Source organism: Halobacillus sp. BAB-2008 (genome assembly GCF_000328325.1).
Classification (GTDB): domain Bacteria; phylum Bacillota; class Bacilli; order Bacillales; family Halobacillaceae; genus Halobacillus.
The window spans coordinates 56,653-81,123 of record NZ_ANPF01000002.1; the positions used below are offsets into that span (position 1 = coordinate 56,653).

At 46.2% G+C, this 24,471-nt stretch carries 28 protein-coding genes and 1 pseudogene; 16 read left to right on the forward strand and 13 right to left on the reverse strand.

Annotated features, from left to right (window positions below; genetic code table 11):
* Positions 1-129: 129 nt before the first annotated feature.
* Positions 130-900, forward strand: a complete 771-nt coding sequence (locus D479_RS01110) for an SDR family oxidoreductase (protein WP_008632681.1) — start codon at positions 130-132, stop codon at positions 898-900.
* A 108-nt stretch (positions 901-1,008) separates the two neighbouring features.
* Positions 1,009-1,524 carry a DUF6241 domain-containing protein gene (locus D479_RS19755; RefSeq protein WP_008632682.1) on the forward strand — a complete coding sequence of 172 codons (516 nt, stop codon included), beginning with the start codon at positions 1,009-1,011 and terminating at the stop codon, positions 1,522-1,524.
* A 64-nt stretch (positions 1,525-1,588) separates the two neighbouring features.
* On the opposite strand, the gene D479_RS01120 is transcribed toward D479_RS19755, so the two are convergent.
* On the reverse strand, positions 1,589-1,987 hold the full coding sequence (locus D479_RS01120; RefSeq protein ID WP_008632687.1) for a GNAT family N-acetyltransferase: 399 nt from the start codon (positions 1,985-1,987) through the stop codon (positions 1,589-1,591).
* Between the two features lie 183 nt (positions 1,988-2,170).
* Here D479_RS01120 and D479_RS01125 point away from each other — a divergent pair, with 183 nt between their 5' ends.
* Positions 2,171-2,638, forward strand: coding sequence for a hypothetical protein (locus D479_RS01125; RefSeq protein ID WP_008632689.1), 468 nt, complete (start codon positions 2,171-2,173; stop codon positions 2,636-2,638).
* A gap of 25 nt (positions 2,639-2,663) precedes the next feature.
* Here D479_RS01125 and D479_RS01130 read toward each other — a convergent pair whose 3' ends face one another.
* Positions 2,664-4,814 carry a UvrD-helicase domain-containing protein gene (locus D479_RS01130; protein ID WP_008632696.1) on the reverse strand — a complete coding sequence of 717 codons (2,151 nt, stop codon included), beginning with the start codon at positions 4,812-4,814 and terminating at the stop codon, positions 2,664-2,666.
* A gap of 123 nt (positions 4,815-4,937) precedes the next feature.
* Between D479_RS01130 and D479_RS01135 the strand changes: the two genes are divergently transcribed.
* Positions 4,938-6,038 carry an NADH:flavin oxidoreductase gene (locus D479_RS01135; protein ID WP_008632697.1) on the forward strand — a complete coding sequence of 367 codons (1,101 nt, stop codon included), beginning with the start codon at positions 4,938-4,940 and terminating at the stop codon, positions 6,036-6,038.
* 47 nt (positions 6,039-6,085) lie between these two features.
* On the opposite strand, the gene D479_RS01140 is transcribed toward D479_RS01135, so the two are convergent.
* Together D479_RS01140 and D479_RS01145 are read right to left on the reverse strand one after the other, a co-directional pair.
* Positions 6,086-6,799: a PAS domain-containing protein gene (locus D479_RS01140; RefSeq protein ID WP_008632699.1), complete on the reverse strand. Its 714-nt coding sequence runs from the start codon at positions 6,797-6,799 to the stop codon at positions 6,086-6,088.
* Between the two features lie 164 nt (positions 6,800-6,963).
* Complete coding sequence (locus tag D479_RS01145) at positions 6,964-7,170, reverse strand: DUF3006 family protein (RefSeq protein WP_008632701.1); 207 nt, start codon at positions 7,168-7,170, stop codon at positions 6,964-6,966.
* Positions 7,171-7,355: 185 nt separating this feature from the next.
* Between D479_RS01145 and D479_RS01150 the strand changes: the two genes are divergently transcribed.
* Genes D479_RS01150 through D479_RS20540 form a run of 4 tightly spaced genes read left to right on the forward strand, consistent with a single transcriptional unit; the run spans position 7,356 to position 8,839 of the window.
* Complete coding sequence (locus D479_RS01150) at positions 7,356-7,946, forward strand: TetR/AcrR family transcriptional regulator (protein WP_008632702.1); 591 nt, start codon at positions 7,356-7,358, stop codon at positions 7,944-7,946.
* Positions 7,947-7,948: 2 nt separating this feature from the next.
* Complete coding sequence (locus D479_RS01155; protein ID WP_008632703.1) at positions 7,949-8,302, forward strand: multidrug efflux SMR transporter; 354 nt, start codon at positions 7,949-7,951, stop codon at positions 8,300-8,302.
* Positions 8,303-8,304: 2 nt separating this feature from the next.
* Positions 8,305-8,619 (forward strand): multidrug efflux SMR transporter, encoded by a 315-nt coding sequence (locus D479_RS01160; RefSeq protein ID WP_008632704.1) that lies wholly within the window; start codon positions 8,305-8,307, stop codon positions 8,617-8,619.
* Between the two features lie 58 nt (positions 8,620-8,677).
* The gene (locus tag D479_RS20540) at positions 8,678-8,839 is read left to right on the forward strand and encodes a hypothetical protein (protein ID WP_161484930.1); all 162 of its coding nucleotides are present in this window, start codon (positions 8,678-8,680) and stop codon (positions 8,837-8,839) included.
* Between the two features lie 36 nt (positions 8,840-8,875).
* Here D479_RS20540 and msrA read toward each other — a convergent pair whose 3' ends face one another.
* The 3 genes from msrA to nadE form a co-directional block, all read right to left on the reverse strand.
* Positions 8,876-9,571 carry a peptide-methionine (S)-S-oxide reductase MsrA gene (msrA, locus tag D479_RS01165; RefSeq protein ID WP_008632705.1) on the reverse strand — a complete coding sequence of 232 codons (696 nt, stop codon included), beginning with the start codon at positions 9,569-9,571 and terminating at the stop codon, positions 8,876-8,878.
* A gap of 63 nt (positions 9,572-9,634) precedes the next feature.
* A complete protein-coding gene (locus D479_RS01170; RefSeq protein WP_008632707.1) occupies positions 9,635-10,198 on the reverse strand; it encodes an isochorismatase family cysteine hydrolase in 564 nt (187 codons plus the stop codon).
* A 12-nt stretch (positions 10,199-10,210) separates the two neighbouring features.
* A complete protein-coding gene (gene nadE, locus D479_RS01175) occupies positions 10,211-10,951 on the reverse strand; it encodes an NAD(+) synthase (RefSeq protein ID WP_008632709.1) in 741 nt (246 codons plus the stop codon).
* Positions 10,952-11,104: 153 nt separating this feature from the next.
* On the opposite strand from nadE, the gene bshB2 reads away from it, so the two are divergent.
* A complete protein-coding gene (gene bshB2, locus D479_RS01180) occupies positions 11,105-11,791 on the forward strand; it encodes a bacillithiol biosynthesis deacetylase BshB2 (protein WP_008632710.1) in 687 nt (228 codons plus the stop codon).
* Positions 11,792-11,928: 137 nt separating this feature from the next.
* Complete coding sequence (locus D479_RS01185) at positions 11,929-12,675, forward strand: FixH family protein (protein WP_008632711.1); 747 nt, start codon at positions 11,929-11,931, stop codon at positions 12,673-12,675.
* A gap of 40 nt (positions 12,676-12,715) precedes the next feature.
* Here D479_RS01185 and typA read toward each other — a convergent pair whose 3' ends face one another.
* Positions 12,716-14,557: a translational GTPase TypA gene (gene typA, locus D479_RS01190; protein ID WP_008632713.1), complete on the reverse strand. Its 1,842-nt coding sequence runs from the start codon at positions 14,555-14,557 to the stop codon at positions 12,716-12,718.
* Positions 14,558-14,814: 257 nt separating this feature from the next.
* On the opposite strand from typA, the gene D479_RS01195 reads away from it, so the two are divergent.
* Positions 14,815-15,744 carry an RluA family pseudouridine synthase gene (locus D479_RS01195; RefSeq protein WP_008632714.1) on the forward strand — a complete coding sequence of 310 codons (930 nt, stop codon included), beginning with the start codon at positions 14,815-14,817 and terminating at the stop codon, positions 15,742-15,744.
* 178 nt (positions 15,745-15,922) lie between these two features.
* On the opposite strand, the gene D479_RS01200 is transcribed toward D479_RS01195, so the two are convergent.
* Together D479_RS01200 and D479_RS01205 are read right to left on the reverse strand one after the other, a co-directional pair.
* Positions 15,923-16,228: a 4a-hydroxytetrahydrobiopterin dehydratase gene (locus D479_RS01200; protein ID WP_008632716.1), complete on the reverse strand. Its 306-nt coding sequence runs from the start codon at positions 16,226-16,228 to the stop codon at positions 15,923-15,925.
* 76 nt (positions 16,229-16,304) lie between these two features.
* Positions 16,305-18,080: a M3 family oligoendopeptidase gene (locus D479_RS01205; RefSeq protein ID WP_008632717.1), complete on the reverse strand. Its 1,776-nt coding sequence runs from the start codon at positions 18,078-18,080 to the stop codon at positions 16,305-16,307.
* A 149-nt stretch (positions 18,081-18,229) separates the two neighbouring features.
* Between D479_RS01205 and D479_RS01210 the strand changes: the two genes are divergently transcribed.
* The 4 genes from D479_RS01210 (at position 18,230) to D479_RS01225 (ending at position 20,929) form a co-directional block, all read left to right on the forward strand.
* Positions 18,230-18,589 (forward strand): PilZ domain-containing protein, encoded by a 360-nt coding sequence (locus D479_RS01210; RefSeq protein WP_008632718.1) that lies wholly within the window; start codon positions 18,230-18,232, stop codon positions 18,587-18,589.
* A 346-nt stretch (positions 18,590-18,935) separates the two neighbouring features.
* Complete coding sequence (locus D479_RS01215; protein ID WP_008632719.1) at positions 18,936-19,877, forward strand: TIGR03571 family LLM class oxidoreductase; 942 nt, start codon at positions 18,936-18,938, stop codon at positions 19,875-19,877.
* A 25-nt stretch (positions 19,878-19,902) separates the two neighbouring features.
* Positions 19,903-20,622: a DUF5694 domain-containing protein gene (locus tag D479_RS01220; protein WP_008632724.1), complete on the forward strand. Its 720-nt coding sequence runs from the start codon at positions 19,903-19,905 to the stop codon at positions 20,620-20,622.
* A gap of 40 nt (positions 20,623-20,662) precedes the next feature.
* Entirely contained in the window at positions 20,663-20,929 is a 267-nt protein-coding gene (locus tag D479_RS01225; RefSeq protein WP_008632726.1) for a hypothetical protein, read from the forward strand.
* 2 nt (positions 20,930-20,931) lie between these two features.
* On the opposite strand, the gene D479_RS01230 is transcribed toward D479_RS01225, so the two are convergent.
* The 3 genes and pseudogenes from D479_RS01230 to D479_RS01240 form a co-directional block, all read right to left on the reverse strand.
* Positions 20,932-21,186: a hypothetical protein gene (locus D479_RS01230; protein WP_008632728.1), complete on the reverse strand. Its 255-nt coding sequence runs from the start codon at positions 21,184-21,186 to the stop codon at positions 20,932-20,934.
* Between the two features lie 159 nt (positions 21,187-21,345).
* Positions 21,346-21,771: a hypothetical protein gene (locus D479_RS01235; RefSeq protein ID WP_008632730.1), complete on the reverse strand. Its 426-nt coding sequence runs from the start codon at positions 21,769-21,771 to the stop codon at positions 21,346-21,348.
* Between the two features lie 168 nt (positions 21,772-21,939).
* Positions 21,940-23,369, reverse strand: a pseudogene (locus tag D479_RS01240) (aldehyde dehydrogenase family protein).
* Between the two features lie 160 nt (positions 23,370-23,529).
* On the opposite strand from D479_RS01240, the gene purU reads away from it, so the two are divergent.
* Positions 23,530-24,426, forward strand: a complete 897-nt coding sequence (purU, locus tag D479_RS01245; RefSeq protein ID WP_008632738.1) for a formyltetrahydrofolate deformylase — start codon at positions 23,530-23,532, stop codon at positions 24,424-24,426.
* Positions 24,427-24,471 lie beyond the last annotated feature (45 nt).

A 24,471-nucleotide genomic window follows, 5' to 3' on the forward strand; every position in this document is an offset into this window, starting at 1 on the left:
GGAATACAAGAAACAACATTAGCCCCTGTCAACTCCCATTGAGTGGAGTACAGGGGCTTGATTTGTAGAATTCAGTATTTGGGTATAGACTATTAGCAATCCAAGAGAAGTTATAAAGGAGAGAGACGTATGAAACCAACTGCACTCATTACCGGTGCTTCCGGAGGAATCGGGTACGAACTCGCCCGCCTCTTTGCAAAGTCCGGGTACAACCTGATTGTCGTAGCAAGATCAGAGGCCAGGCTGGAAGCGTTAAAACAGGAATTGGACGGACATCCCGTCACCATAATTGTCCAGGATCTTTCCGAGCCAGGTGCTGCCCAACAGATTTATGACCGGGTAAAAGAACTCGGACTGACGATTACCGTGTTGGTCAACAATGCCGGGTTCGGTTTAAACGGAATATTTGATGAACTCCCCCTTGCCGATCAGCAGCAGATGCTGCAGGTCAATGTGAATGCTTTAACAGAACTGACTCACCTGTTCCTGCCTGAAATCAAAGCGGCGCGGTTCCGTTCGATACCGAAGGGGATCCTCAATGTAGCGAGCACAGCTGCATTCCAGCCAGGCCCTAGAATGGCCGTTTACTATGCGTCCAAAGCTTACGTACTATCCTTTTCCGAAGCTCTTGTCGAAGAGTGCAGAGATACAAGTGTGACAATCACAACTCTCTGTCCAGGTGCAACGGAGACAGAATTCTTCAAAAGAGCGAAAGCAGAGCATACAAAGCTCGTCTACAGCACTATGAAGCCGGAGACCGTTGCTAAATCCGGGTTTCTAGGCTTCGTAAAAGGGAAGCGCGTCGTCATTCCCGGAATGGCAAATCAAGGGATGGCCTACGCTTCAAAACTACTCCCCCGCTCTCTTGCCGCCAAACTGGCACACTATGTCGACCGTTAAGAGTATGCATCACAAATAGAGAGATTCCCCCGATAAACCTTTCGTCCTGAATCTTTTTTCTCTATAATAGAGATATTATGGAAATGAAAGGGATTAAAGGGGGATCTTATGAAGAAGTGGATCATCGGGATATTGTCAGGGGTCGTCCTCATTGTCGGAGCGGCTGCCTACTACTTCGCAAGCCAGGAAGAAACGATGACGGCAGAAGAAATGGAGACGACCAGACAGTCTGCCGAACAGACCGTAACCGAGGAAGTCGAACAATTCGAGAAAGAAAAGAAGAATCCTTTCGGAGACGAAAAGGCCGGTGGTGATTTGACGGATTCCGATTACCAGCAGTACATCCACGCCATGTCTCACCAGAAGGTCAAAGCAGATAAGAAGTGGACGAACTACGTCATCCATCCCGAGCGGATCGACTGGCTGCTTCAACACACCGCCTCTTCTGAATTACAGCATGGGGACACATATAAAGAGATTTTGACGCGCTGGAAGAACGATGATTACTCCCATGCCGTCTCCGATCACAACACCATTTGGAACCTTCAAAATGGTAATGTCGGAAAAGCGACAGGCCTGCTAACCGAACAAGAAGAAGTCCAATATATAGAAAAGCACCAGTAATAGATTGTCCCTGCACCAAGACAAAAAAAACGCCCGGACCGTGTGTCCGGGCGTTTCTTTGGTTCTACAATTCTTCTGCAGTCTTCCGGAAACCGGCGAAATTACGAAAACCCTGTCCTGTGTAATAAGAGGCAGAGCTTTCTGTTGCCAGCATCTCCATCCTCGTTTCAGGATAACACTCATGTGCTGTGCGCAACAACTGCTGCGCCACGCCGTTATTCCGATACTCTTCCTTAACGAGCAGCTCACAGATATAAAGGGTCATCGTGCCATCGGTAAGGCCGCGCAGGTAACCGATGACTTCCCCATCGGAAACGGCAACAAGCGCGGGCTCTGAATTCAGCCAGGAACACAGAGTCTCCTCGGCCCGATCCACAAGGACTTTCCAGTTTTCCTTTTCGTTCAACTGTTGAACGGCATCGATGTCGTGTTCTAGAAATGAGCGGACTTGAATGGAATTCATAAAATCCAACCTTTCTTCTTATAGGATGTTGATTCCCTTCTGCCGTCACCCAGTCATTGTAGATTCTATTTCTCTCCTACTTTATCTCTTTTTTAATTTTACCAGCCCTTTACATGCGCATTATCATAAGGGTTATGTTAAAATATTATCGGACTTTTTCGAATTATTCAAGGGGGATAAGACATGTTTAAGCGTTCCATCCTGATTATTTCTCTGCTTCTGCTTGCCGCCTGTTCTTCCCAAGACTTAGGTTTGCAGGATTTGGAGGAAGCACACCCGGACACATTCGCGGAACCTATCCAGGCTTTATCAGACAGTCAGAAGGAGCGACTGGGACTTCCGGATAAGCTGCCCTTTGACGTCTCTAATGTCCAGGCGAGTATAGATTCCAGCACCGTTACAATTGTATATGGATCAGAGAAAGAAACGGAAGCAGCCGTGCATACGATCTATGAGCCAGGTAACATCCTTCAGGAATCCGAGCTGCAGATACCTCTTAACAATGGAGCAGTAGCCGGTGTTCAAGAAAGAAACGATACCGTATTCGTCGAGTGGTATGAGTCCGACTCTGATGTCATATATCAAGTGGAATATAACGGAACAGGAGAGGACCGGACAGAACAAGCAATGAATATCGCAAATTCGATTTAAAAAAAACAGCCGCTGAGCGGCTGTTTTATATTTTTTCAAGTTTTTTAAAGTTTCGACTGATCGGCCGCGGAGCCTTCAGACGGTCAAAGAAAATCATATAATTGTTCCTCTTCCCATCGATTTCCTCAATAACGCCTTCACCGAAGACCGGGTGTTTCACCCGCTCGCCCTTCTTAAAGCCGCTATCGGTCGGTTCCGGAGCGCGGTAGGCAGCACGGATATATTCTTCTGCCTCCTCCCGTAAGGAAGGATCCATTTCTCCAATACTCTCATAAAGACCTTCTTCCACTTCGAACAGAAAACGGGAAGGGTATTTCTTCTGCCCTCCGTTCTGAAAGCCTTCCGATTCCGTCAGATACAGTTCCTTCTCCGCCCGGGTGACGGCTACGTAAGCAAGGCGACGCTCTTCTTCAAGGGCCCGTTCTTTCCGTTCCCTGAGCGCCCGGACATTAGGAAGGATATTCTCTGACAACCCGATCAGAAATACGTAAGGGAATTCAAGTCCTTTCGCTGTATGAATCGTCATCAGTTTGACGGAATCCTTTTGCTCCTCCCGGTCGTTTTCGGTATATAACGCCAGCATTTGAAGATACTCATCGAGGTGTATAGCTTCCCCCGCCACCTGTTCATACTGCACGACGGAATGAAGGAGTTCCGCCAGATTATCAAGCCGTTCCTGGTCCCCGTCTTCACGCCTGTATGCTTCATAACCGGTAGACTGCATGGACTCCTGCAAAAGCTCCGAAACTTTTCTCTCTTTCTGAATGGATCGAAGATGCTCCATTGATTCAATAAAGGAAGCTGCTCCTGTTCTCAGGAACAAAGGATCCTCCTGATATTTTTTCAATGTTTCATAAAGAGTCGTCCCGTCCTTTTCCGCCCTTTGACGAAGAAAGGTCATCCGCTTCTTCCCAATCTGCCTTCTCGGAACATTGATAATCCGCGCAAAGGAAAGATCATCTCCCCAGGCGATCATTCGCAAGTGTGCAAGCGCATCTTTAATTTCCATACGTTCGAAGAATTTGAAGCCGCCATAGATCGTGTAATCAATATTGGCAGCAATCAATTCCTGCTCGACGGAACGGGATAAGTAATTCGCCCGGTACAGGATGGCGATATCCGAACGTCGCCCGCCCTCCTTTTGAAGAATGGATTGAATTCTATCTTTCACCCATTTCGCTTCCTTGACTTCGTCTTTGGCATGATAGTGGAGAACCTTGACCCCTGATGGATGGACAGGGGTCATCTGCTTATCGACGCGAAAATAATTATTCTGGATCAGCGCATTCCCCAAGGACAGAATTTCCGGAGTCGAGCGATAATTTTCGTTTAGAAAAATGGTCTGAGCTTCAGGGAAATAGTTTTCAAAGTCGACCATATATTTCGGGTCTGCTCCCCGCCATTCATAGATGGTTTGATCCGGGTCGCCTACGACAAACAGGTTCCGATGTTTATCGGAAAGCATACGCACAAGTTCGAACTGTTTCAGACTGCTGTCCTGAAATTCATCCACCTGGAGATAGAAGAGGCGCTCCTGCCATTTCTCCAACACTTCTTTATATTGATCAAACAGGACGAAGACGAAATTTAACAAGTCATCAAAGTCAAGTCCATATACCCGTTTCTGCTTTTTCAAGTAACGTTGGATAATCTGACCGTCCAAATCGCCGGATGCTTCCGAATCGGGCATCTTCCCCCGGAGTATCATCTGTTGGACGTAATGTGTATTCCCCTTCAGGATACCGATTTTGTCCAATATCCGCTTGAATGTCTTCTCGTTCATCTTCAGTTCAAGCTCTTCGAATATTTCCCGAAGCAGCACTTTCTGATCCTCTACATCCAGAATGGCGAAATTCTTCGGATAGAATAAGCGGTGGATATCCTCCCTTAAAATACGGACACAGAATCCATGATAGGTGGTGATGAAGCCCGTATCCTGCTCCCCGCCGATTAATTTTTTGACTCGTTTTTTCATCTCATTGGCTGCCTTATTCGTAAACGTCACCGATAATATATTACCGGGGTCGATTCCGAGCTCTTCGACAAGAAAGGCGTATCGATTTGTCAAAGCGCGCGTCTTTCCTGACCCTGCTCCCGCGATAACCCGCACATATCCCTCCGTGGATGCGACCGCCTCCTGCTGGGAAGGGTTCAATCCGTTCAATAACTTCTCCATCGTGCTTCTCCTTTTCAAGAACATTTGTTTGTATTATAGCACATTCGGGGACTATTCCCATGATCCGACTGTTTGAGAATGACCAAAAGAGGAAACGAGGAAGGAAGAAGGAGATGAGAGACAATGAAGGACAAGGTACAACCTCTATTCACAGAAAAGAAAGTGCATCATACACACTTCCCGAACAGGTACGTCGTCGCACCAATGACGAGAATCAGCGCAGCTGATAACGGAATAGCGACAGACCGAATGAAGCACTATTACGAACGATTTGCAGCCGGTGGGTTCGGCGCTGTCATCACGGAAGGAATATACCCCGATAAGTCCTATTCGCAAGGGTATGCCAATCAACCAGGCCTTGCCGATGAGAATCACAGGGATGCTTGGAAGCCGATTATCCAAGGGGTTCAAAAGCACGGAACCCGGATCATCGCCCAAATTATGCATGCCGGGGCTCAGTCCCAAGGTAACGCCTATAAGGATCAAACCATCGCTCCTTCCGAAGTGGCACCAAAAGGGGACCAGCTTTCTTTCTATGGTGGAAATGGTGCGTTCTCAACACCGAGGGCAATGAACAAAGAAGACATCGCATCCGTCAAAAAGGCTTTCGCGACTTCTGCACGCCTGGCGAAGGAAGCCGGATTCGATGGTGTGGAGATCCATGGTGCGAATGGTTATCTAATCGATCAATTCCTTACTGATTATTTTAACCAAAGAGAGGACGAGTACGGAGGAGTAACGAAGAACCGGCTTCGTTTTGCACTGGAAGTCATAGAGGAAGTCAGACAGGCTGTCGGCAGTGACTATCTCGTCGGGATAAGAATTTCTCAAGGAAAAGCTTCGGATGGCGAACACCGCTGGGCGTTAGGAGAAACGGATGCGCGCACAATTTTCGGAGACTTGGGAGACAGCTCTCTGAACTTTATTCATGTTACAGATAAAGACGGCACCCAGCCCGGCTTTGGTGAAGGATCTATGTCCATGGCGGCTGCCGCCAAAACGTTCAGCGGGCTACCGGTCATCGCAAACGGCCAGCTTCAGGACCCGGAAAAAGCAGCAAGACTGATTAATGGAGAAGAGGCTGATTTTATCAGTCTCGGCACAAGCGCTTTGCAAAACCCTGATGCCCCTGACAAGATCAGACGCGGAGAATCACTGGAAGCCTTTGATTTCCAAAGCATTATGCTTCCCCAGGCTGATATTAAAGAACAGGAATGGAGATAACAACAAGAGCCGAGCCCCCATACAGGGAGTTCGGCTCTTGTTGTCAGTCAGGATTGTCCATAATAATAGCGGGTTGCCTGTTGAAGGTTTCGGAACGTACGAACACCGTCCAGTCTTATTCTATAATTTGTAAACTGCATCGCCACTTCCGGCCTTAGACCTGCAAGCGCCACCTCTACTCCAAGAAGCTGAAGGTTCTGGATCAGACGCCTTAGCAGGTCGCCCCAGGCTTCGTCAATAGAAGTAATACTGGCGAATTGGATGGCGAGTCTGTCTATTTGTTTTTTTTGACAGGTCGCAGGCACACGCGTCAACAGGGTTTCTTTTTGGGCTTCCCGTAAAATAGGCTGCAGCGGGAGCAGCCCGAACCCTTTGGCGATTGTTACAATATTGACCGTCATTTCTTCTATAATATAGGTCAGCCGATCTTCCTTTTCCTTTTCTGCGGTTTTATCCCTCACCCTTGCAAGGATGTACACTTCCCCGTCCTCACGAAATGACTTGGTGAACCACTCCAGTACGACCTCTTTCCCTCGGATCCGATGCTGCTTCTCTGCTACTTCTTCCCTCTCATCATTTCCGACTGCAAGTTCCAGCATGTCGCTGTCCGGGTACAGCTCAGAAAACCTCCTGCCGATGATCTCCTCCATCTCCAGTTCAAATATCCGTCCATAAGCTGGGTTGGCGTAGGCTATTCTATATTGCTTATCCGAAATCAAGACCCCTTCGTCCAAAAGATCCATCGCATTCTGCATAAGCATCCGGAACCCCCCTGTCTTCATACTTTCATTATGATGGGGGTACACTTGGAAAATCAAGATAATTCGACATAATTTTCTGAAAAAATAGTATAATTAAAGATGCATTCTTTTCTAAAGGTCGGCTTTCTGTGCAAATAAAAAAAGCACCCGCAAGAAGGATGCTTTTACGCCTTTTCCATTTGATCCAATCTGGATATGATAGCTACATGTTTTAGGTTCCCGATCGAGTCGAACTCGATTTCAAGACAATCGCCGGGCTTTACAAATCCAATTAATCGTTCTTTCAAGACAGAAAGTTCATTTCTCCGTTCAGAATCTTCAACTAAGACAGCATAGTTACCTTCGTATCGATCCAGTCTGTATTGGTTCACCGGTCCAATCCCCTTCTGTAGTTGGTCCACCCTTCTTTCCTGCGCCAGGCGGCTCTTACCTACCCTTACCCCTGTCTACTTATAGCTAAACATGTCGAATAAACCCCTGCTCTGGACATCGTTCTATGACCGTGATAAGATAGACTAACAAACGTTAGTTAGTTGAATGATAAGGAAGTGATCACATGACGAAAGAAAACATTATGGAAGAGAGTCTGACGCTCTTTGCCAACCAGGGATATGAGAATACGACCTTGGCAAACATAGCGGATGCGGTAGGAATTAAGAAACCTTCCATTTATAATCACTTTGACAATAAAGAAGCCATTTTTTTGAGCGTTTTATATCACGTGGCCGAGCGGGAATCCGATTATTTGATTTCAGAAACCTCGCTTTCTAAGGATCATACGATAGCCGAACGGCTTAAGCACCTGTATTGTACGTATTTGGATCATATGTCGAATTCGACGGAGGGAATGTTCTTCAAGCGGGTCACTTTCTTTCCGCCGGAGGACTTCTCTGATGACATCCAGGAAGTATTTCTGATGATTGAGAAAACACTGACAGATATTCTCGTACCGATTCTAGAACAGGGAATTAAAGAAAAAGTCATCCGTCCACTTCCGACGGAACAGCTGACTTCTGCCTTTTACACCCTTACTAACGGTCTATTCCTGGAAGAGAACTTTTATGACAAGGAAGTATTTCATAAGCGGCAGGAGGCGAGCTGGGAAGTTTTCTGGCTGGGCGTCCAATGCCCGGAGAAGGAGGAGTAATGATGGCATGGTTCTATCTGCTCGTAGGAGCTGTATTTGAAATAGGTTGGGCGATTGGATTGAAATTATCAGAAGGCTTTACGGATCCATTGTTCTCTACGTTAACAGTGATCGGGATTTTGATCAGCTTTTCTTTCTTTACGAAGGCGTTGACCATGTTTGATATTGGTACGGGATATGCGATTTTCACAGGTATTGGTGCAGCGGGAACAGCGATTCTCGGAATGACACTTCTCGGCGATGGCGGCGGCCCGGGAAAGGTCTTTTTTATTGTTCTTTTAATTGTCGGTATTATCGGATTGAAAATGAGTGACTCCTCGCCAACCACCGAGGAAGTCCAACACCAGGAGGGATAAGGATGGCATGGGTATTTTTAATTTTGGCTGGTATGGGAGAAATGGTAGCGATGTTCTTTCTTAAGCTGTCGGAAGGTTTCAAGAAAAAACGGCCGGCGGTCTTTGCAGTTCTGGCCGGGGCGACGAGCTTCTATTTCTTATCATTGTCTCTAAGAGAGCTTCCGATCGGAACGGCTTATGCCATCTGGACAGGAATCGGATCTGCTGGAACAGTGTTGTTGGGAATACTATTCTTCCGGGAACAAATCAATCCAAAAAGAATAGCCTTTGTGGGTTGTATCATAGCAGGCGTCATCGGATTGAAATTAGTCTCATAAATGTGACAATAGTGCTTGAATGATCGCTATTAAGCACGTAAAATAAGAAGAAGCTGCAGTGCAGCCTATTGTTACAGCATCGATGGGGGAACGGAAATTGCGAAAAGTATTAGTCGGTATTCTTATGTTGATTGTCGTTGGTTTCAGCTATATAGGGTACACGAGTTTGGATCATCCTGATGCCAGACCTTCTGCACCTCAAGAAGTGAAAAACTATTAAAATGAAAGGAAAGCCGGGATTCCGGCTTTCCTTTTTTTATGGCTCTGCTTTATAGGGAAGGTCCACGTCCCGATCCTCTCCCCATGTTTTCTCAAGATAGTCATCCCGTCCGGAATTTCCGCGGTAATACTCGTAGCGGAGCTTGTTCTTTTTATAGTAATCCTGGTGATACTCTTCCGCACGGTAAAATGCCCCCGCTTCTTTAATCGGGGTCACGATCTCCTCGGTGAATCGACCGGAGTCCTGCTGAGAAGCAAGGAAAGCTTCTGCCTTCTTCCGTTGGTCTTCGCTCTTATAGAAAATCCCTGTTGTATAAGAAGAGCCTCGATCGACGAACTGACCTCCGGCATCAGTAGGATCTACTTGTCGTATGAATACTTCCAAAAGATCAGAATAAGAGAGGACATCCGGATCATAATAGACTTGCACAGCTTCGACGTGACCGGTATCCCCGGCAGATACCTCTTTGTAAGTAGGCGTTTCTGTATGCCCTCCTGTATAACCGGAGACTGCTTCCTTCACCCCTTTCAATTTCTCGAAAGGCGGCTCCATACACCAAAAGCAGCCGCCGGCGAAAACAGCCGTTTCGTATCCTTCAGGGATATCCTCTTCCGTTACAGCCTCACTTCCGCCGCTTCTCTGGGTCAAATAAGCATATCCTTCTGGAACCAGGAAGACAGCAAGCAAAAGAAGCACAATGACTGCAATCCAACGCTTCCTATATTTCCTCATTCGACCTCTCCTCTCCCTTACAATATAACATGGGAGAGAGAAATTGGGGGATAGACAGTGCGCTCAGGAATAAAAAGCATGATCCCAACCGGTTTCAGTCGTCTTCCCTGTGTTTGCCGACAGTGAACGTTCTATGATTCGGAACGCGTTCTCATTATCCTCGGCACATTCGGAAGCCACTCCATCTCTCGGCACCCACAAATCGTACCCTCTCATATAAGCATCGTTAGCTGTAAAAAGAACACAAATATTACCGGCGACCCCGGTCAATATTAATCTCTCCACCCCCAACTGTTGCAGCAGAATATGGAGTTGTGTACCGAAAAATCCGGAATGCTTCGGTTTAATAATGAAATAATCGTCCTCTTCCGGAAGCATCCGCTCAATGACCGGTCTACCGATCCCCTGCTTACATTCTTCAATCAAATCGGGCACGTTGTCCTGCCACAGCCCGAAGTTGTCATTCACGTAGATGACCGGCACTCCTTTTGACCTTCCTTCTTCCTTTAAAGAAAGGATGGTATCCGTAATCGGAAGTGTCTGTTCCAACAAATCATTACCACCATCAAAATCCATTTTGTTGATCATGTCTATGATCAGTAAGGCCGTCTTCTTATCCTCTTTCATCATCCACCCTCCTTAAAATGGTTCCGGAGCGGCTGGAACTTCCCGCTTATGCTGCGTCTTTCGATGCCGCTCTTTCAACTGCTGTTCTGCCTCTTCCTCAATGTCTTTCCCTTTCAAGAATGAATCGATGGCATCGTAAGAGACTCCGAGTTCCTCTTCATCTGTTTGTCCTTCCCACAAATCCGCGCTCGGTTTTTTCTTCACAATGGATTCGGGGACTCCGAGTGCTACCGCCATTTCTCTCACTTCCTCTTTCCTTAAATGGAGCAGTGGATTCAAATCTACTCCGCCATCCCCGTATTTTGTGAAATAACCGGTATAGTCTTCTGCAGCATTGTCAGTTCCGACAACAAGATAATTGTAATTACCAGCCACTGCGTAGAGGGTGCTCATTCGAAGCCTTGCCTGTAGGTTAGCCCCGCGAAGCCGTTCGGTATCCCGGTTCCAATCCCCACGGGAATGCAGCTGCTGTTTGATCGTATCGTATGTAACCGAATACGGCTCCGTCAACTCGATCCCTATATAGTCGAGGTCAGCCGCTTCCACCACCTCTAAGGCTTCCTTCTGTTCTTCCATCTTCTTATGGATCGGCAGCAAAACGCCTAATGATTGTTCCGGAAAGGCTCTTTTAATTAGAAAAGCAACGACGGCGGAATCAATCCCTCCGCTTATCCCTACTAATACGCCCTCCATGGACGCTTCCTCTACTTTTCCCTGCAGCCATTCACATAAATAATTAATTCGATCCTCCATAGACTCCACCACACCTTTCTATAACGAATGTTACTAAGTGACTTTCCTTATTTTTCAAATAGATAAACATATAGAAGGGTAAACAAAAAACTTTTCATTTCTATGCATTTACGCAATAATGAGGGATAGCAATCCTTTCAAGGAGTGAAAAGTATGATAGAACAAGAACGCCATGTACTCGTTATTTTCCCACACCCTGATGATGAAGCATTCGGAGTATCCGGAACGATTACATCCTATATAAAACAAGGAACCCCTCTCACTTACGCCTGCCTGACGTTAGGTGAAATGGGAAGAAACCTTGGAAACCCTACATTCGCTACGAGAGAATCCCTTCCACAAATCCGGAAGCAGGAATTAATTAAAGCCGCAGAAGCCATGGGAATTGAAGACCTGCGCATGATGGGCCTTCGTGACAAGACCTTGGAATTCGAAGATGATGGAGAGATGAAGAATATGGTTCGTCAGCTGATTGACGAACTGGATCCATCTCTTATCATCACCTTCTATCCCGGGTTTGCCGTCCACCCCGATCATGAAGCAACAGCCCGTGCCGTCGTCCGTGCCGTCAGAGAGATCGATCCACAGGACAGGCCGAAGCTCCATACGGTCGCCTTTGCGAACGACACGGAAGAAAAATTGGGCAGACCGGATATCGTTCATAATATCGAATCCGTCCAAGAAGAGAAATTGAACGCCATGCGGGCACACATCTCTCAGACGTCCCGCACACTCCAGATGCTGGAAGAAGGCATCAAAGTAAACGATCCGGAAGCGATGAAATGGGTAAAAGATGAGCGCTTCTACACCTACAACTGGAACAATGATCAGGTCACCTAAAAGAAAGACTCTACGGAGTCTTTCTTTTTTACATCTCCATAAATCCTACTTGAACAGGCGACTAAAGAGGCCATGAAATGTCCATCCTGAAAATGATACCCTTATCATAGATCATAGAAAAGAAGGAGCTGGATTGGATGGAAAGACAATCGTGGTCGAGCGCTGTCATCATTTTCTTACTATTAACCGCTGTTACAGCCTGCTCCACAAATGAAGAACAGGAAGGCCCTCTCCGCCCCGAGGTGGTCATCCAAGTGGATCACGAGCCTCTCCCTGTCGGCGAACAAAGTGTCCTTCAAGCAGAAGTAATGAGAGAAGGACAGCCGGTAAAGAATGCCGCCTCCGTCAAATTTGAAGTCTGGTTTTCTGAAAAGGGACAGGACACATCTGAAATTTTGGAAGCAAAACATGTCGGTAATGGGAGATATGAAGCATCCTTTACATTTAAAGAAAACGGAGCCTATGAAGTGATCGCCCATACACAAGTTGATGATATCCATACGATGCCGAAGCGGATCATCGCTGCAGGAGACGAACTTCCAAAAGACGCTCATGATTCCGATAGATCCGCACAAATGGCGGAGAGCATGTTCATGGTTCAACTGGTAACCGAAGAAGACGTAAAGCAAGGAGAGCCGTCTTTACTTACGGTTCATATCAACCATATGGAAGAGCCTTTTTCCGACGCTGAAGTGAGACTGGAAATTACTGCACCATTTATGAAAGAGCCTGCCTATGTGGATACAGATCCTGTAGAATCAGGCGAATACCGAGGACAGTTTACGTTTCCCCAAACCGGTTCCTACAAGTTGAACGTTCACTTTGAGAAGGTGGATGAAGACATACACGGACACAAAGAAGAAACATTGGATATCGAAGAATAAAGAAAAAAAGGCCGCCCCATAGAAAGGGCGGCCTTTGTCATTAAATTTCTGTATTTTGGAGCTTTTTCTTCTTCGCCATTTTTTCACGTTCGTTCTTGTTGAGATATTTCTTACGAAGACGCACACTCTCCGGTGTAACTTCGCAATACTCATCATCATCCAAGTACTCAATTGCCTGCTCCAGAGTCATCTGGCGTGTTTTCTTGATCGTAGAGGTTGAATCCTTGTTAGCAGAACGGATGTTGGTCAAGTGCTTCTCTTTCGTAATGTTAACGGTAAGATCGTTCTCACGGTTATGCTCACCGACAATCATTCCTTCATAAACTTCTGTACCCGGTTCTACAAAGATCGTACCGCGGTCTTCCAAGTTCATGATTCCGTATGTGGAAGCTTTTCCTTTATCAAGAGATACAAGGACACCTTCCCGACGGCCGCCGACCTGACCTTTGGCCATAGGTGCGTATCCGTCGAACGTATGGTTTAGAATACCGTAGCCACGTGTCTGGGTCATGAATTCTGTGGAATATCCGATCAAACCACGGGAAGGTACAAGGAATTCAAGACGGACTTGGCCGTTTCCATCGTTGACCATATCCTGCATTTCACCTTTACGGTAACCAATGGACTCCATTACAGCACCCTGGTACTCTTCCGGTGTATCGATTTGCACACGTTCCACAGGCTCACATAGAACGCCGTCGATCTCTTTCAAGATTACTTTCGGCTTGGAAAGCTGCAGCTCATAGCCTTCCCGTCTCATATTCTCAACGAGAATAGACAAGTGCAGTTCTCCACGTCCGGAAACTGTGAAAGCATCAGGAGATTCCGTAGGATCAACACGAAGACTTACGTCAGTCTCGAGCTGTGTCATCAGACGCTCTTCAATTTGACGGGACGTTACGAACTTACCTTCACGTCCAGCGAAAGGACTGTTGTTGACAAGGAATGTCATTTGAAGGGTTGGTTCATCAATACGTGGGATTTCCATTGCTTCCTGATGTTCAGGGCTGCAAACCGTTTCTCCGACGTTGATATCTTCCATACCCGCAAGAGCGATGATGTCTCCAGCTTTCGCTTCTTCGATTTCGACACGTTTCAGACCGATGAATCCGAACAGCTTGGAAACGCGGAAGTTTTTAACGGAACCGTCTTTCTTCATTAGAGATACCTGCTGTCCAACTTTGATCGTACCGTTGAATACACGGCCGATACCGATACGTCCAAGATAATCATTGTAATCAAGCAATGTTACCTGGTACTGAAGCGGCTCATCCTTCGTATCCACTGGTGCAGGGATGTTGTTCATGATCAGTTTAAAGATCGGGTCCATCGTCTCCTGCTGATCCTCAGGCTCATCACCGGAAGTACCGTTCAATGCAGAAGCATAGACAACAGGGAATTCCAGCTGTTCGTCATCTGCACCCAGTTCTATGAACAAGTCCAGAACTTCATCAACAACTTCATCAGGGCGGGCGTTCGGACGGTCAATCTTGTTCAAGACGACAACAGGAGTCAATTTCTGCTCCAGTGCTTTCTTCAGAACGAACCGTGTTTGTGGCATACAGCCTTCATATGCATCTACGACAAGCAGTACGCCGTCTACCATTTTAAGAATACGCTCAACTTCCCCACCAAAGTCTGCGTGACCAGGTGTATCAAGGATGTTGATGCGTGCATCGTTATAATTGATCGCGGTATTTTTCGCTAGAATTGTAATTCCGCGTTCTTTTTCCAAATCATTAGAGTCCATGGCGCGCTCATCGACGTGCTCGTTATCACGGAAGGTTCCGGAGTAGTGAAGCATTTGGTCAACCAACGTCGTTTTTCCGTGGTCAACGTGTGCGATGATCGCGATATTACGTATATCATCTCTGTGTTGCATGAAGCACACACCTCTTTCGTATCATTATTCAACCGTTCTATTATAACACAGTTTCAAGGGCGCAGATACAAGTTTACATGCCTGATAATAATGGAAGCGTTTCATTGACTCACAAGTGTTTCGGAAGTCCGAATCTTTCCTTTCCATTGCAGAGCCACCACCATAACGCGTACAATATACAACAGCCCTTATCTGCTAACAATATGGCCTTTGTTGGTTGTCTATATACAGAAAACACTCGGAAATTAGGTGAAGCAATGAACACGAGACGTATCGGAGAATGGCTTGAAGTAGAAGTGCCGGAAGAATGGAACGGCTATACGATTGAACGGATCATGAAAAAAAAGTGGCATGTCCCACGAAAATTAATCCACAGCTTCCGGTCAAAGAAGGAAGTTACTCTGAATCAGGAAATCCCCCACTGGAAAACCGCTAAAGCGGAGGCGGGGGATATATTACGCATCCGCTTGTTCCGCCCGCGGCCCCTAGAGGTCGTCCCGACACCTATGCACGTGGATGTGATCTATGAGGATGACCACCTTCTTGTCGTGAATAAACCTGCCGGTGTGTTCACCCATCCAAATAGACCGGATGAGCATGATACATTAGTGAACGGCGTAGCCGCTTATTTCAAGCAGAAAGGCATTTTTTCCACTCCAAAGTATGTACATCGACTCGATCGGGATACATCAGGAGCCATTCTGTTTGCGAAACATGAACTAGCCATCGCCATGCTCGGAAAAGAGTTACAGGAGCGAAGAATTAAACGAACTTATTTGGCATGGGCCCACGGAAATCTCTCTCCAGCGAAAGGCCGGATAGAAGCACCGATTGGGAAAGATGACAGCCATCCGGTCCGCAGATGTGTAGCGGAAGACGGACAGCGCGCACTGACCCATTATGAAGTTGTCGAATATGACAGGAAGCAAGACGCTTCCTTAGTCAAATTGCGTTTACAAACGGGGAGAACCCATCAAATCAGGGTACACCTCAGCCATGCCGGCCATCCGCTTCTTGGAGATGAATTGTACGGCGGTGCCGGGAGTCTTAATTATAAACAAGCCCTGCATGCGGCCAAGTTGACACTCTATCATCCCTTTACACAACAAGAAGTTCATTGCCTTGCCATGCCGATGAAAGCTTCCCCATTGTTTACAGAAGCGCAGGTCCTTAAGCTCTCTGATTGAGCACTTATTCTTATGAAAGTGGTCTTATCAAAGGGCGGAGGAATAGGGGGCAGCTCTCTGATTGCTTTTCCCTTTAACTATTGCCTCTTTGGCAGACTGAAAAAAGATCCGCCCACAAAGGCGGATCTTTTAATGCACTTGTGAAGCTTCAATATAATTTAGCCATCATAAAAGACATTTACTTCCCTGTGATAGACGCATACAAATCATCATACTTCTCTGCGCACTTCAGATCGAGTTCAGTAAGACCCTTGGCATTCCATGATGTAAGCTTCATAGTCACCATCTTATAATCAATGCTGATGAAAGGATGATGTTGAATGTCCTCCGAATATTCCGCGACATGATTGACGAACTGAACCCCTGTAAGAAATTCAGAGAACCGATAGCGTTTGACGATGAATTTATCCTCACTGAGCTTCCAGCCGTCTAATTCTTCCATTCTCGCCTGCTTCTCTTCATCTGGAATCCTTTGCTCCTCCATCTCTTTCACGACTCCTTTTTGTATAGCTGCTTCTACTTATAAATACCCTTTTCCCGAAAATGGAAACACTGTCGGATCAGTTGTCCATAGACATGAACGTCCGGAGATCATGAAGGCATAAATCAAGTGCGTGTTCCCAAAAGTCTGCTTCCTCCAGGTTTACACCTAAGTGTTTCATGGCAAGATCTTCCACGGACATCCTGCCTGTATCTTGCAGCAGGGCCACATACTTATCCTCAAAGCCCTGCCCCTCCTCGAGAGCTTTCGCATAAATTCCCATGCTGAACAAATAGCCGAACGTATAAGGGAAGTTATAGAAAGGAACATCGGTAATATGGAAGTGGAGTTTGGACGCCCAGAACGTAGGATCGTATTCCTTCAATGTACCGACATATGCTTCCCTTTGTGCCTCCTCCATTAAATCGTTCAAGCGCTGTTTTGAAACAGCTCCGTGCTGTCTTTCTTCATAGAAACGGGTTTCAAACAAGAAGCGGGCGTGGATGTTCATGAAGAATGCGATACTGCGCTGAACTTTATCCTCCAAGAGTACTCGTTTCTCTTCTTGTCCTTCCGCCTGTTTGACCGCAGCATCTGCTACAATCATCTCCGCAAACGTGGACGCCGTTTCCGCTACATTCATCGCATAGCCCTGATTTAATATCGGAAGCTCATTCATAACATGCTGATGATAGGCGTGCCCAAGCTCATGCGCCAGTGTCGCTACACTCGACGGTGTCCCTGAATACGTCATAAATATCCGGGTTTCTTCACTGTCAGGAAAGCTCGTGCAAAATCCCCCTGGCTGTTTACCGGGACGGTCTTCTGATTCGATCCACCCTTTCTCAAATGCCATCTCAGCGAAATCAGCCATTTTCGGACTGAACTGCCGGAAATGCTTTAGAATGAAGTCTGCTCCTTCCTGGAAGCTCCAGCCTGTTCCTGAATGACCGATTGGTGCTTCTACATCATAGAAGCTTAGTTGATCGATTCCCAAGAGTTCGGCTTTCTTTTTCATATAAGGTATGTACTGGTCCTTATATTTTGTAATGGCATTCCACATCGCATCCAGCGTTTTTCTGCTCATCCTGTTATATTCGAGCGGCTCCTTCAACACGTTCGTCCAGCCTCTGTGTTTATACACCTGCAGGCGGAAGCCTGAAAGGTGGTTTAACGTGCTGCTGAAAAGATCCGATTGCTTTCCCCATACCTGCTGAAGTTTATCAAAGGCTTCCTTCCGTACAGCGCGGTCGGAGGAATCGAGCTTATTCGCCGCCTGCCCGATGGAAAGCGTTTCTCCATCCAATTCGATTTTCAGTTTACCTACAAGCTGATCATACATTTGTTCCCAGGCATCGTACCCGTCAACGCTGAGATCATTAATCAATGCCTCTGAATTTACCTCAAGCTTATCTTTCGCATGTTCTCTTCGCTCATTAAGAACGAAAGCCACATCACGGAAAGGTGGCTGATTCAACAAAGACTTCCATACGTCATCATCCGTCTGGACAAGCTTCTGATCGAAGACGGTTAAGCTGTTATCCACTTTGGCCCCAAGATCACCACGCTTTGATAGCCAGGCGGAGACTCCCTCGTCCTCCACGTTTTGAGCATTCAAGCAACCGACGAAAGCTCCGAATTCAGCCAGTTCCTTTAAAACCAACTGCAGCTGTATCAGTACGGCATCTAAGTCTTCCATTTGATCCGTATTCTTTGGAGCATGGAAATCCTGCACCAGCTGCTCCAACGTATCGCCATGTTGTTCGATGCCTTGGACATACGACTTCAATTCTGATGAGCTGCTTCCACCAGCAAATATACTATTTAAATTCCAAGTAACCGGATAAGTGGACATGGATACTCCCCTTCCTTAATATGTACCATCATTTTTCATTTGAACGCTTACATTATATCAAAAATTTCCTTTCTCCCCTATTTCTATATAGTCAAAGCCTCTGTTTGTCTATATAATGAAAAAAAAGAGTTTGGAAAGGATGAAGACTTGTGAGATACCGACGACAAGACCCCCTTCGTTATATATTTCCAAATCCTATAGGAGCCCGTTTTAAAATCATCCAGGTCGGCGACCGTCCGGTGGATTCATCGTTCGGCAAGGCGGTCATTCATGACTTGAGTACCGGAGGATTGAAAATGGCAACAGACATCAAGATTCCCCTCCACAAAGAGATTGACGTCTTCCTTCAACTGGAATTTGAAGGAACCTCCCTTTCCTTTACTGCCGATGTCGTTTGGATGAAGCCATATATGAAGGAATACCTTTATGGTTTGGATTTCAAAGGAGACCAGAAATCCGAAATTGTCCAGGCTTTAAAGAAATGGAAAGCGATTCCTGCCAACGGCTGATTTTCATTTTCTGTAACATAAAAGAAATATTTATGTAATAAAATTGAAACCTTTCCACTTTCTGATTCGTCTATATAGTAGTACGAAAACAAACATGTCGGAAAGGGGCGTTCATTATGAAGAAACGTATAGAATATGATTTTGCAGAAATCGCTAGTGTTGCAGGAGGGGCCGCCTTCCTGACCCTGTTCTTATACTTCATCATTTACGTCCAGTAAATAATATTTCAAGCCTCTCCTTGGAAGGAGAGGCTTTTTCGTATGCAGGCGGCAGTCTTTTTGATTAGAATAGGAGGAATCCTCTCTTTATAATAGAAGTAATCCCATTACAAACAGGAGGGAATTTTTTGGATCATTACCTGGAATACCCTGACATATTAAAGGAAGATCGAATTACGTTCGGTCTGACGCTCCCAATAGATAACTATCACGGTCGGAAGCCTGACATGACAAAGCAGTTGGAGCGGGCTCGCCTCGCAGAGAAACTTGGTTTCCACAGTTTATGGCTCCAGGATGTCCTGTTGGAGGATCCGACTTTTGAAGACCCCGCAACAGGACAAATATACGATAGCTTAATCTATCTTACTTACCTGGCCAGCCAAACGAAGACGATTCATTTAGGGACAGCCGCCCTTGTACTGCCATTAAGGCACCCGTTACGGACGGCGAAGGAGATCGCAAGCATCAGCAACCTTTTTCCCGGTCGATTGCTTCTCGGCGTTTCTTCCGGAGATCGAAGGAAAGATTTCGAAGGATTGAATGTTCCCATTATGGAGCGCGGAGAGTGGTTTCGCGATGCCCATCAGGTTATACAGGAGGCACTGGGTAAGGAATTTCCCGATTCCAAGTCCCGATTCGGTCGAATGGACAAGTCGAACCTTGTTCCCAAACCAAAGGAGAACATCCCTTTTTATATGACGGGATACTGCCAGCAGTCACTGGATTGGATTGCCGAACACAGCGATGGTTGGATGTTCTATCCTCAACGCCCGGATAAACAGAGGGAAACGATCCATCAGTATCGGGAAAAAGTGAGGCTCTATCACGGCGACGTCTTCCGTCCATTCTTCATGCCGCTTCCACTCATACTTGAGAAGGATCCGGATCACCCTGTCGAAAAGATCCCTGCCGGATATAGAACGGGCCGAAAAGGGTTGGTTGGTTTAATCGAAGAGTACCGATCGATCGGAGTCAATCACTTGATGTTCAATTTGGCGAGAAGCGAACGTTCTGTCGAAGCAGTCCTTGCAGAGCTGGGCAGTGAAGTACTACCCCTTTTCCGCCTATAAATGAAATAATGGAAAGGAGCACGGTATGGAAGATGCACAAATTCTCGTAATGGGCAGCGTACACTTTTCCGTTGAACCCGATACGGTCAATAACCAGCAGAAGAAGATATTAGAAGTGGTTGATTGTTTGAAGGAGTATGAGCCGACGAAGATTGCAGTAGAGAAATCTTTTCTTCTTGAAGAAGAGATTAACAAGCGTTACGAACTGTTTCAAGCCGGAGCCTTTCAACCGGCATATGATGAGGTAGAGCAATTCGCCTTCCGGATTGGCAAGGCCTTGAGTCTTCCTCGTCTCCACGCTGTCGACGCACAAGTTGATATGGACCGTCCACCCCTGAGTCAGGTGTTTGCCTGGGCGAAGGAGTACCAGCCTGATTTATTGAAAGAAATCGTAGAGATGCAGCACGAGTTGAATCAAAGCCGGCAGAAAACAGATATAATGGAGAAGTTAAAAGAGGTAAACAGACTGGAATATGGAAGACGATTACAAAGGTTGTACTGGAAGCTGTCCCAAATCGGCGATCGCTCCCATCCTTTGGGAGTGGAATGGCTCAACCAATGGTATCTTCGGGATTTAACCATTACAGCCAACCTACTGAAACTGACGGAACCGGGGGACAGGGTACTTATATGGATCGGAGCGGATCATCTGCACCTTATCAGACAAATGCTGGAAGACAGTAACCAAGTAAAAATCATTCATCCCTCCTTATTCCTTGATGGTTCCAACAAGCTTGCTGAGTAACCGGTTCCTATTGTCTATTAAAATAAGGAGGACTGATCCTATGGCAGAGAAATCGTGGACGGACCGCTTCGATCCTCTTTATTTCCCACTATTCACGGCCATTCCTGTCGGGGTATGGCTGACAGGAAAAGATGGCCCCTTTCAAGGGGTGGAAATCAGTTTATATATCATTACGACATTATTTTTATTCTTCTCTGGCAGCGTAGAAACCAGCAGCGACGAACGGAAGCACCGAATTTTTGGCTATTTGTATATGGTATCCGGACTATTCTTGGCCGGTGCCGGTCTGTACCGCTGGCTGAATTAGAATCAAATGAAGAAGAGCCAAGGCAGAATCATCGGGATCATAATGATCATGGTAAAGATCAACCAGGAGCTTGGATCTTCTTTTTTCGTCTGATTCCTGTAAGACACGCCCCAGGCGGCGAGTAATATCAGAGTCACGATGATGCTCCGCACATGAATATCTCCGTCTTTATTATTCATAAATATATAGACCGATCCTTCTGTCAGGAGCAGAAGACCGACAATAATATTGAACAGATGCGTAAACCGCTTACTCACAAAGCATCCTCCTAAATAAAATTAGCTTTTACACTCTCCAAGTATAGTACATCCTCTTTTGATTAGGAAGAACCGAGGATCGAAGCATAACGTGTAAGAAGACAAGGGGGCAGCAGTTACCAAAAAAGCACCCATATCCGGGTGCTTTTTTTTGTGCAATTATAAATTATCAAGTAGGTTTCGAAGTGGTCCTGTAACTTCGAAGAACGAGTAATCTTTATTGAGAACGCGCCAGGAGTCCTTGTACAAGTAAACCTCCAACAAGGTCCCTTGTTTTCCGGACAGCTTCAAGGCGCCACTGACATTGGTATCTGCCTCGATCGACTCTTCAACTGGAGGGGATGCTTTCATCGCTTCGAGCAATTGCCGGATTTCATCTTCCTGATCGATAATCCGCGATGTTCTTTCTCCTTTGAGATTATAATAGGTCAGCGTTAATGGACGCTTATAATCCTGCCATTCGTGCGGAGTGATATCATCCTTACTGAATGCAACAGGATTGAAGAAGTACCTGTGGTTTATGTAGCTGACAATGGTTGCCAGGATCATCACCGTCGCTATTGCTATCCATATTTTCTTCCACATCTTCGTCCCTTCCCGCCTCCTCTTTTACATCGATAAAATGAATGGCATATATTCTATACAAAGTAAGTTCTCTATTAAGTAATACGAAAAAAAGACTGCAATAGTTTCAAAATGGCTAAAGAAATTCCATTTATATAGAAAGAGCAGGAGTACGACTCCTGCTCTCTTTTAATCTTCTGAAGGGAAACCCAGTAGTGTTTTCACTTCCAGATATTCCTCTATACCATAATCTCCCCATTCGCGACCGATACCGGACTGCTTATAGCCTCCGAACGGGCCGGCGAAATCCGCTTCGGCATCGTTGACCTTCACTCTACCTGCACGGATGCTTCCAGCGACCTTCCTCAAGTTCTTCGGATCTTTCCCGAATACATAACCGGCGAGCCATAAACGGTATCATTAGCGATTTCAATAGCTTCATCAATAGAGTCATACGTAATGATTGTCGTTACGGGACCAAAAATCTCTTCCTGAGCAATGACCATAGAATTGTCTACGTCTGTAAACACCGTAGGCTTCGCATAGTAGCCGGTTTCCAGACCTTCCGGCTTACCAGTACCACCTACAAGTAAACGTGCACCTTCTTCCTGTCCTTTCTCAATGTAGGATTGAACCGTATCCCATTGTTTTTTCGACACGAGGGGCCCTATGCGATTATCTCCTCTTGGGTCACCAACAGGATATTCAGGAAGAACCTTCTTCACCGCATCCTCGAATGCCTCTTTCATGGAGGACGGCACAAGTACTCTTGTAGCAGCAGAACATACTTGACCGCTGTTATTTGCAATATGATTCACGGCGGACCTCGCTGCATCTTCGACATCTGCATCATCAAGAATGACAAGTGGTGATTTACCACCCAGTTCCAGAGCGACCTTCTTAATGGTATGAGAGGCATTTTCCATGATCTTCTGTCCGACAGCGCCGGAACCGGTGAAGGATACGAAGTCGATGTCCGGATGAGAGCTGATGCCGTCTCCTATGACCGAACCGGAACCATTTACCAGGTTGAAGACCCCTTTAGGCACTCCTACTTTGTCAAAGATTTCTGTAAGGATAATCGCAGCAAACGGCGTCAGCTCTGCCGGTTTCAAGATGACAGGACTTCCTGCTGCAAACGCGCTGGCAATCTTTGTAGATGTCTGATTTGTAGGGAAGTTCCAGGGGGTGATCAATCCACTTACCCCGACCGAATCTTTCTGGACGAAATGACCGCCTCGGTCCTCGAAGAAAGAGAAGTTCTTTAGAGATTCAGCTGCCTGGGAGAAGTGGTTATATCCCATGCTGTAGTGCACGTTCTCCGAAACGGAAACCGGTGAACCAAGTTCATCCGTGATCGTATCAATGATCTCCTGCTTGCGATTCTCGTATTCGGCAGCAATCTTCTCCAGCATCTCTACACGCTCTTCTTTGGACGTCTGGGAAAAGGAAGGGAAAGCCTCCCTTGCGGCCTGAACAGCTTTATCAAGATCTTCTTTCGTTCCCAGACTTATTTTCCCTATAACTTCTTCTGTAGCAGGATTAATTACCTCTTCTGTTTCATTTCCTGTAGAATCGATCCATTCTCCATTTATATAGTGTTGAAGATAGTTACGCATAAATAGATACACTCCTCTGATGTAATAAATTTACAATATCAAGATATATGAGACTATAACCGTAAAAACAGCAGATGAAACATACAAATGGCCGCCCCCTTCTCAAACTATCGGGATTCCTCTATAATTGGAGCAATAGGCAGAAGGGATGATCATTGGTATGACTTCAACACATCAGCACATACAAAAATACTTGAATGATAATGAAGATAAAGGGAGACTGCTCGTCAGCTGCCCGGATAAACCGGGTATCGTCGCGACCATCTCGAATTTCCTTTATGAAAATGGAGCAAACATTGTAGAGTCGAGCCAATATACGACGGATCACGTAGACGGCACATTTTTCCTGAGGATTGTTTTCGAGACAGAAGGACTGAAAGAAAAAGCAGCCGATTTAAAAAAACATTTCCATGCGATCGCAGAACAATTCCGCTTGGAGTGGAAAATGACATTTCTCCATGAACTGAAAAAGACAGCTGTTTTCGCATCCAAAGAACTGCATTGTCTGCGGGAACTATTATATGAATGGGAAAGCGGGGATTTGCTGACGGATATCGCCCTCGTAATCAGCAATCACGAAACAGGAAGAGAGTTGGTCGAGTCCTTCGGCATACCGTTCCACTACATTCCTGCCAACAAGCATATTCGGAAAGAAGTAGAGGCAGAACAGCTGGAGCTTCTTGAGAAATACGATATTGATTTGATCGTACTGGCAAGGTACATGCAAATACTGACTCCTGTATTTGTAGCCCAACACCCTTCCAGCATCATCAACATCCATCATTCGTTCTTACCAGCTTTCATAGGTGCCAACCCGCACAAACGTGCTTATAATCGGGGCGTGAAATTAATCGGCGCCACTTCTCATTACGTGACAGACGACCTGGATGAAGGTCCGATTATCGAGCAGGATGTTATCCGGGTCGATCACCAGAATGATATCGATGACTTGAAGAAAAAAGGACGTCTCATCGAACGAAGCGTGCTGGCCAGAGGAGTCAAATGGCATCTGGAAGACCGAGTCATCGTGAACGGCAATAAAACCATCGTCTTTTAATCCTTCCAACACTATTAAAAGTCACGAAAAAGCACCCGACTATTC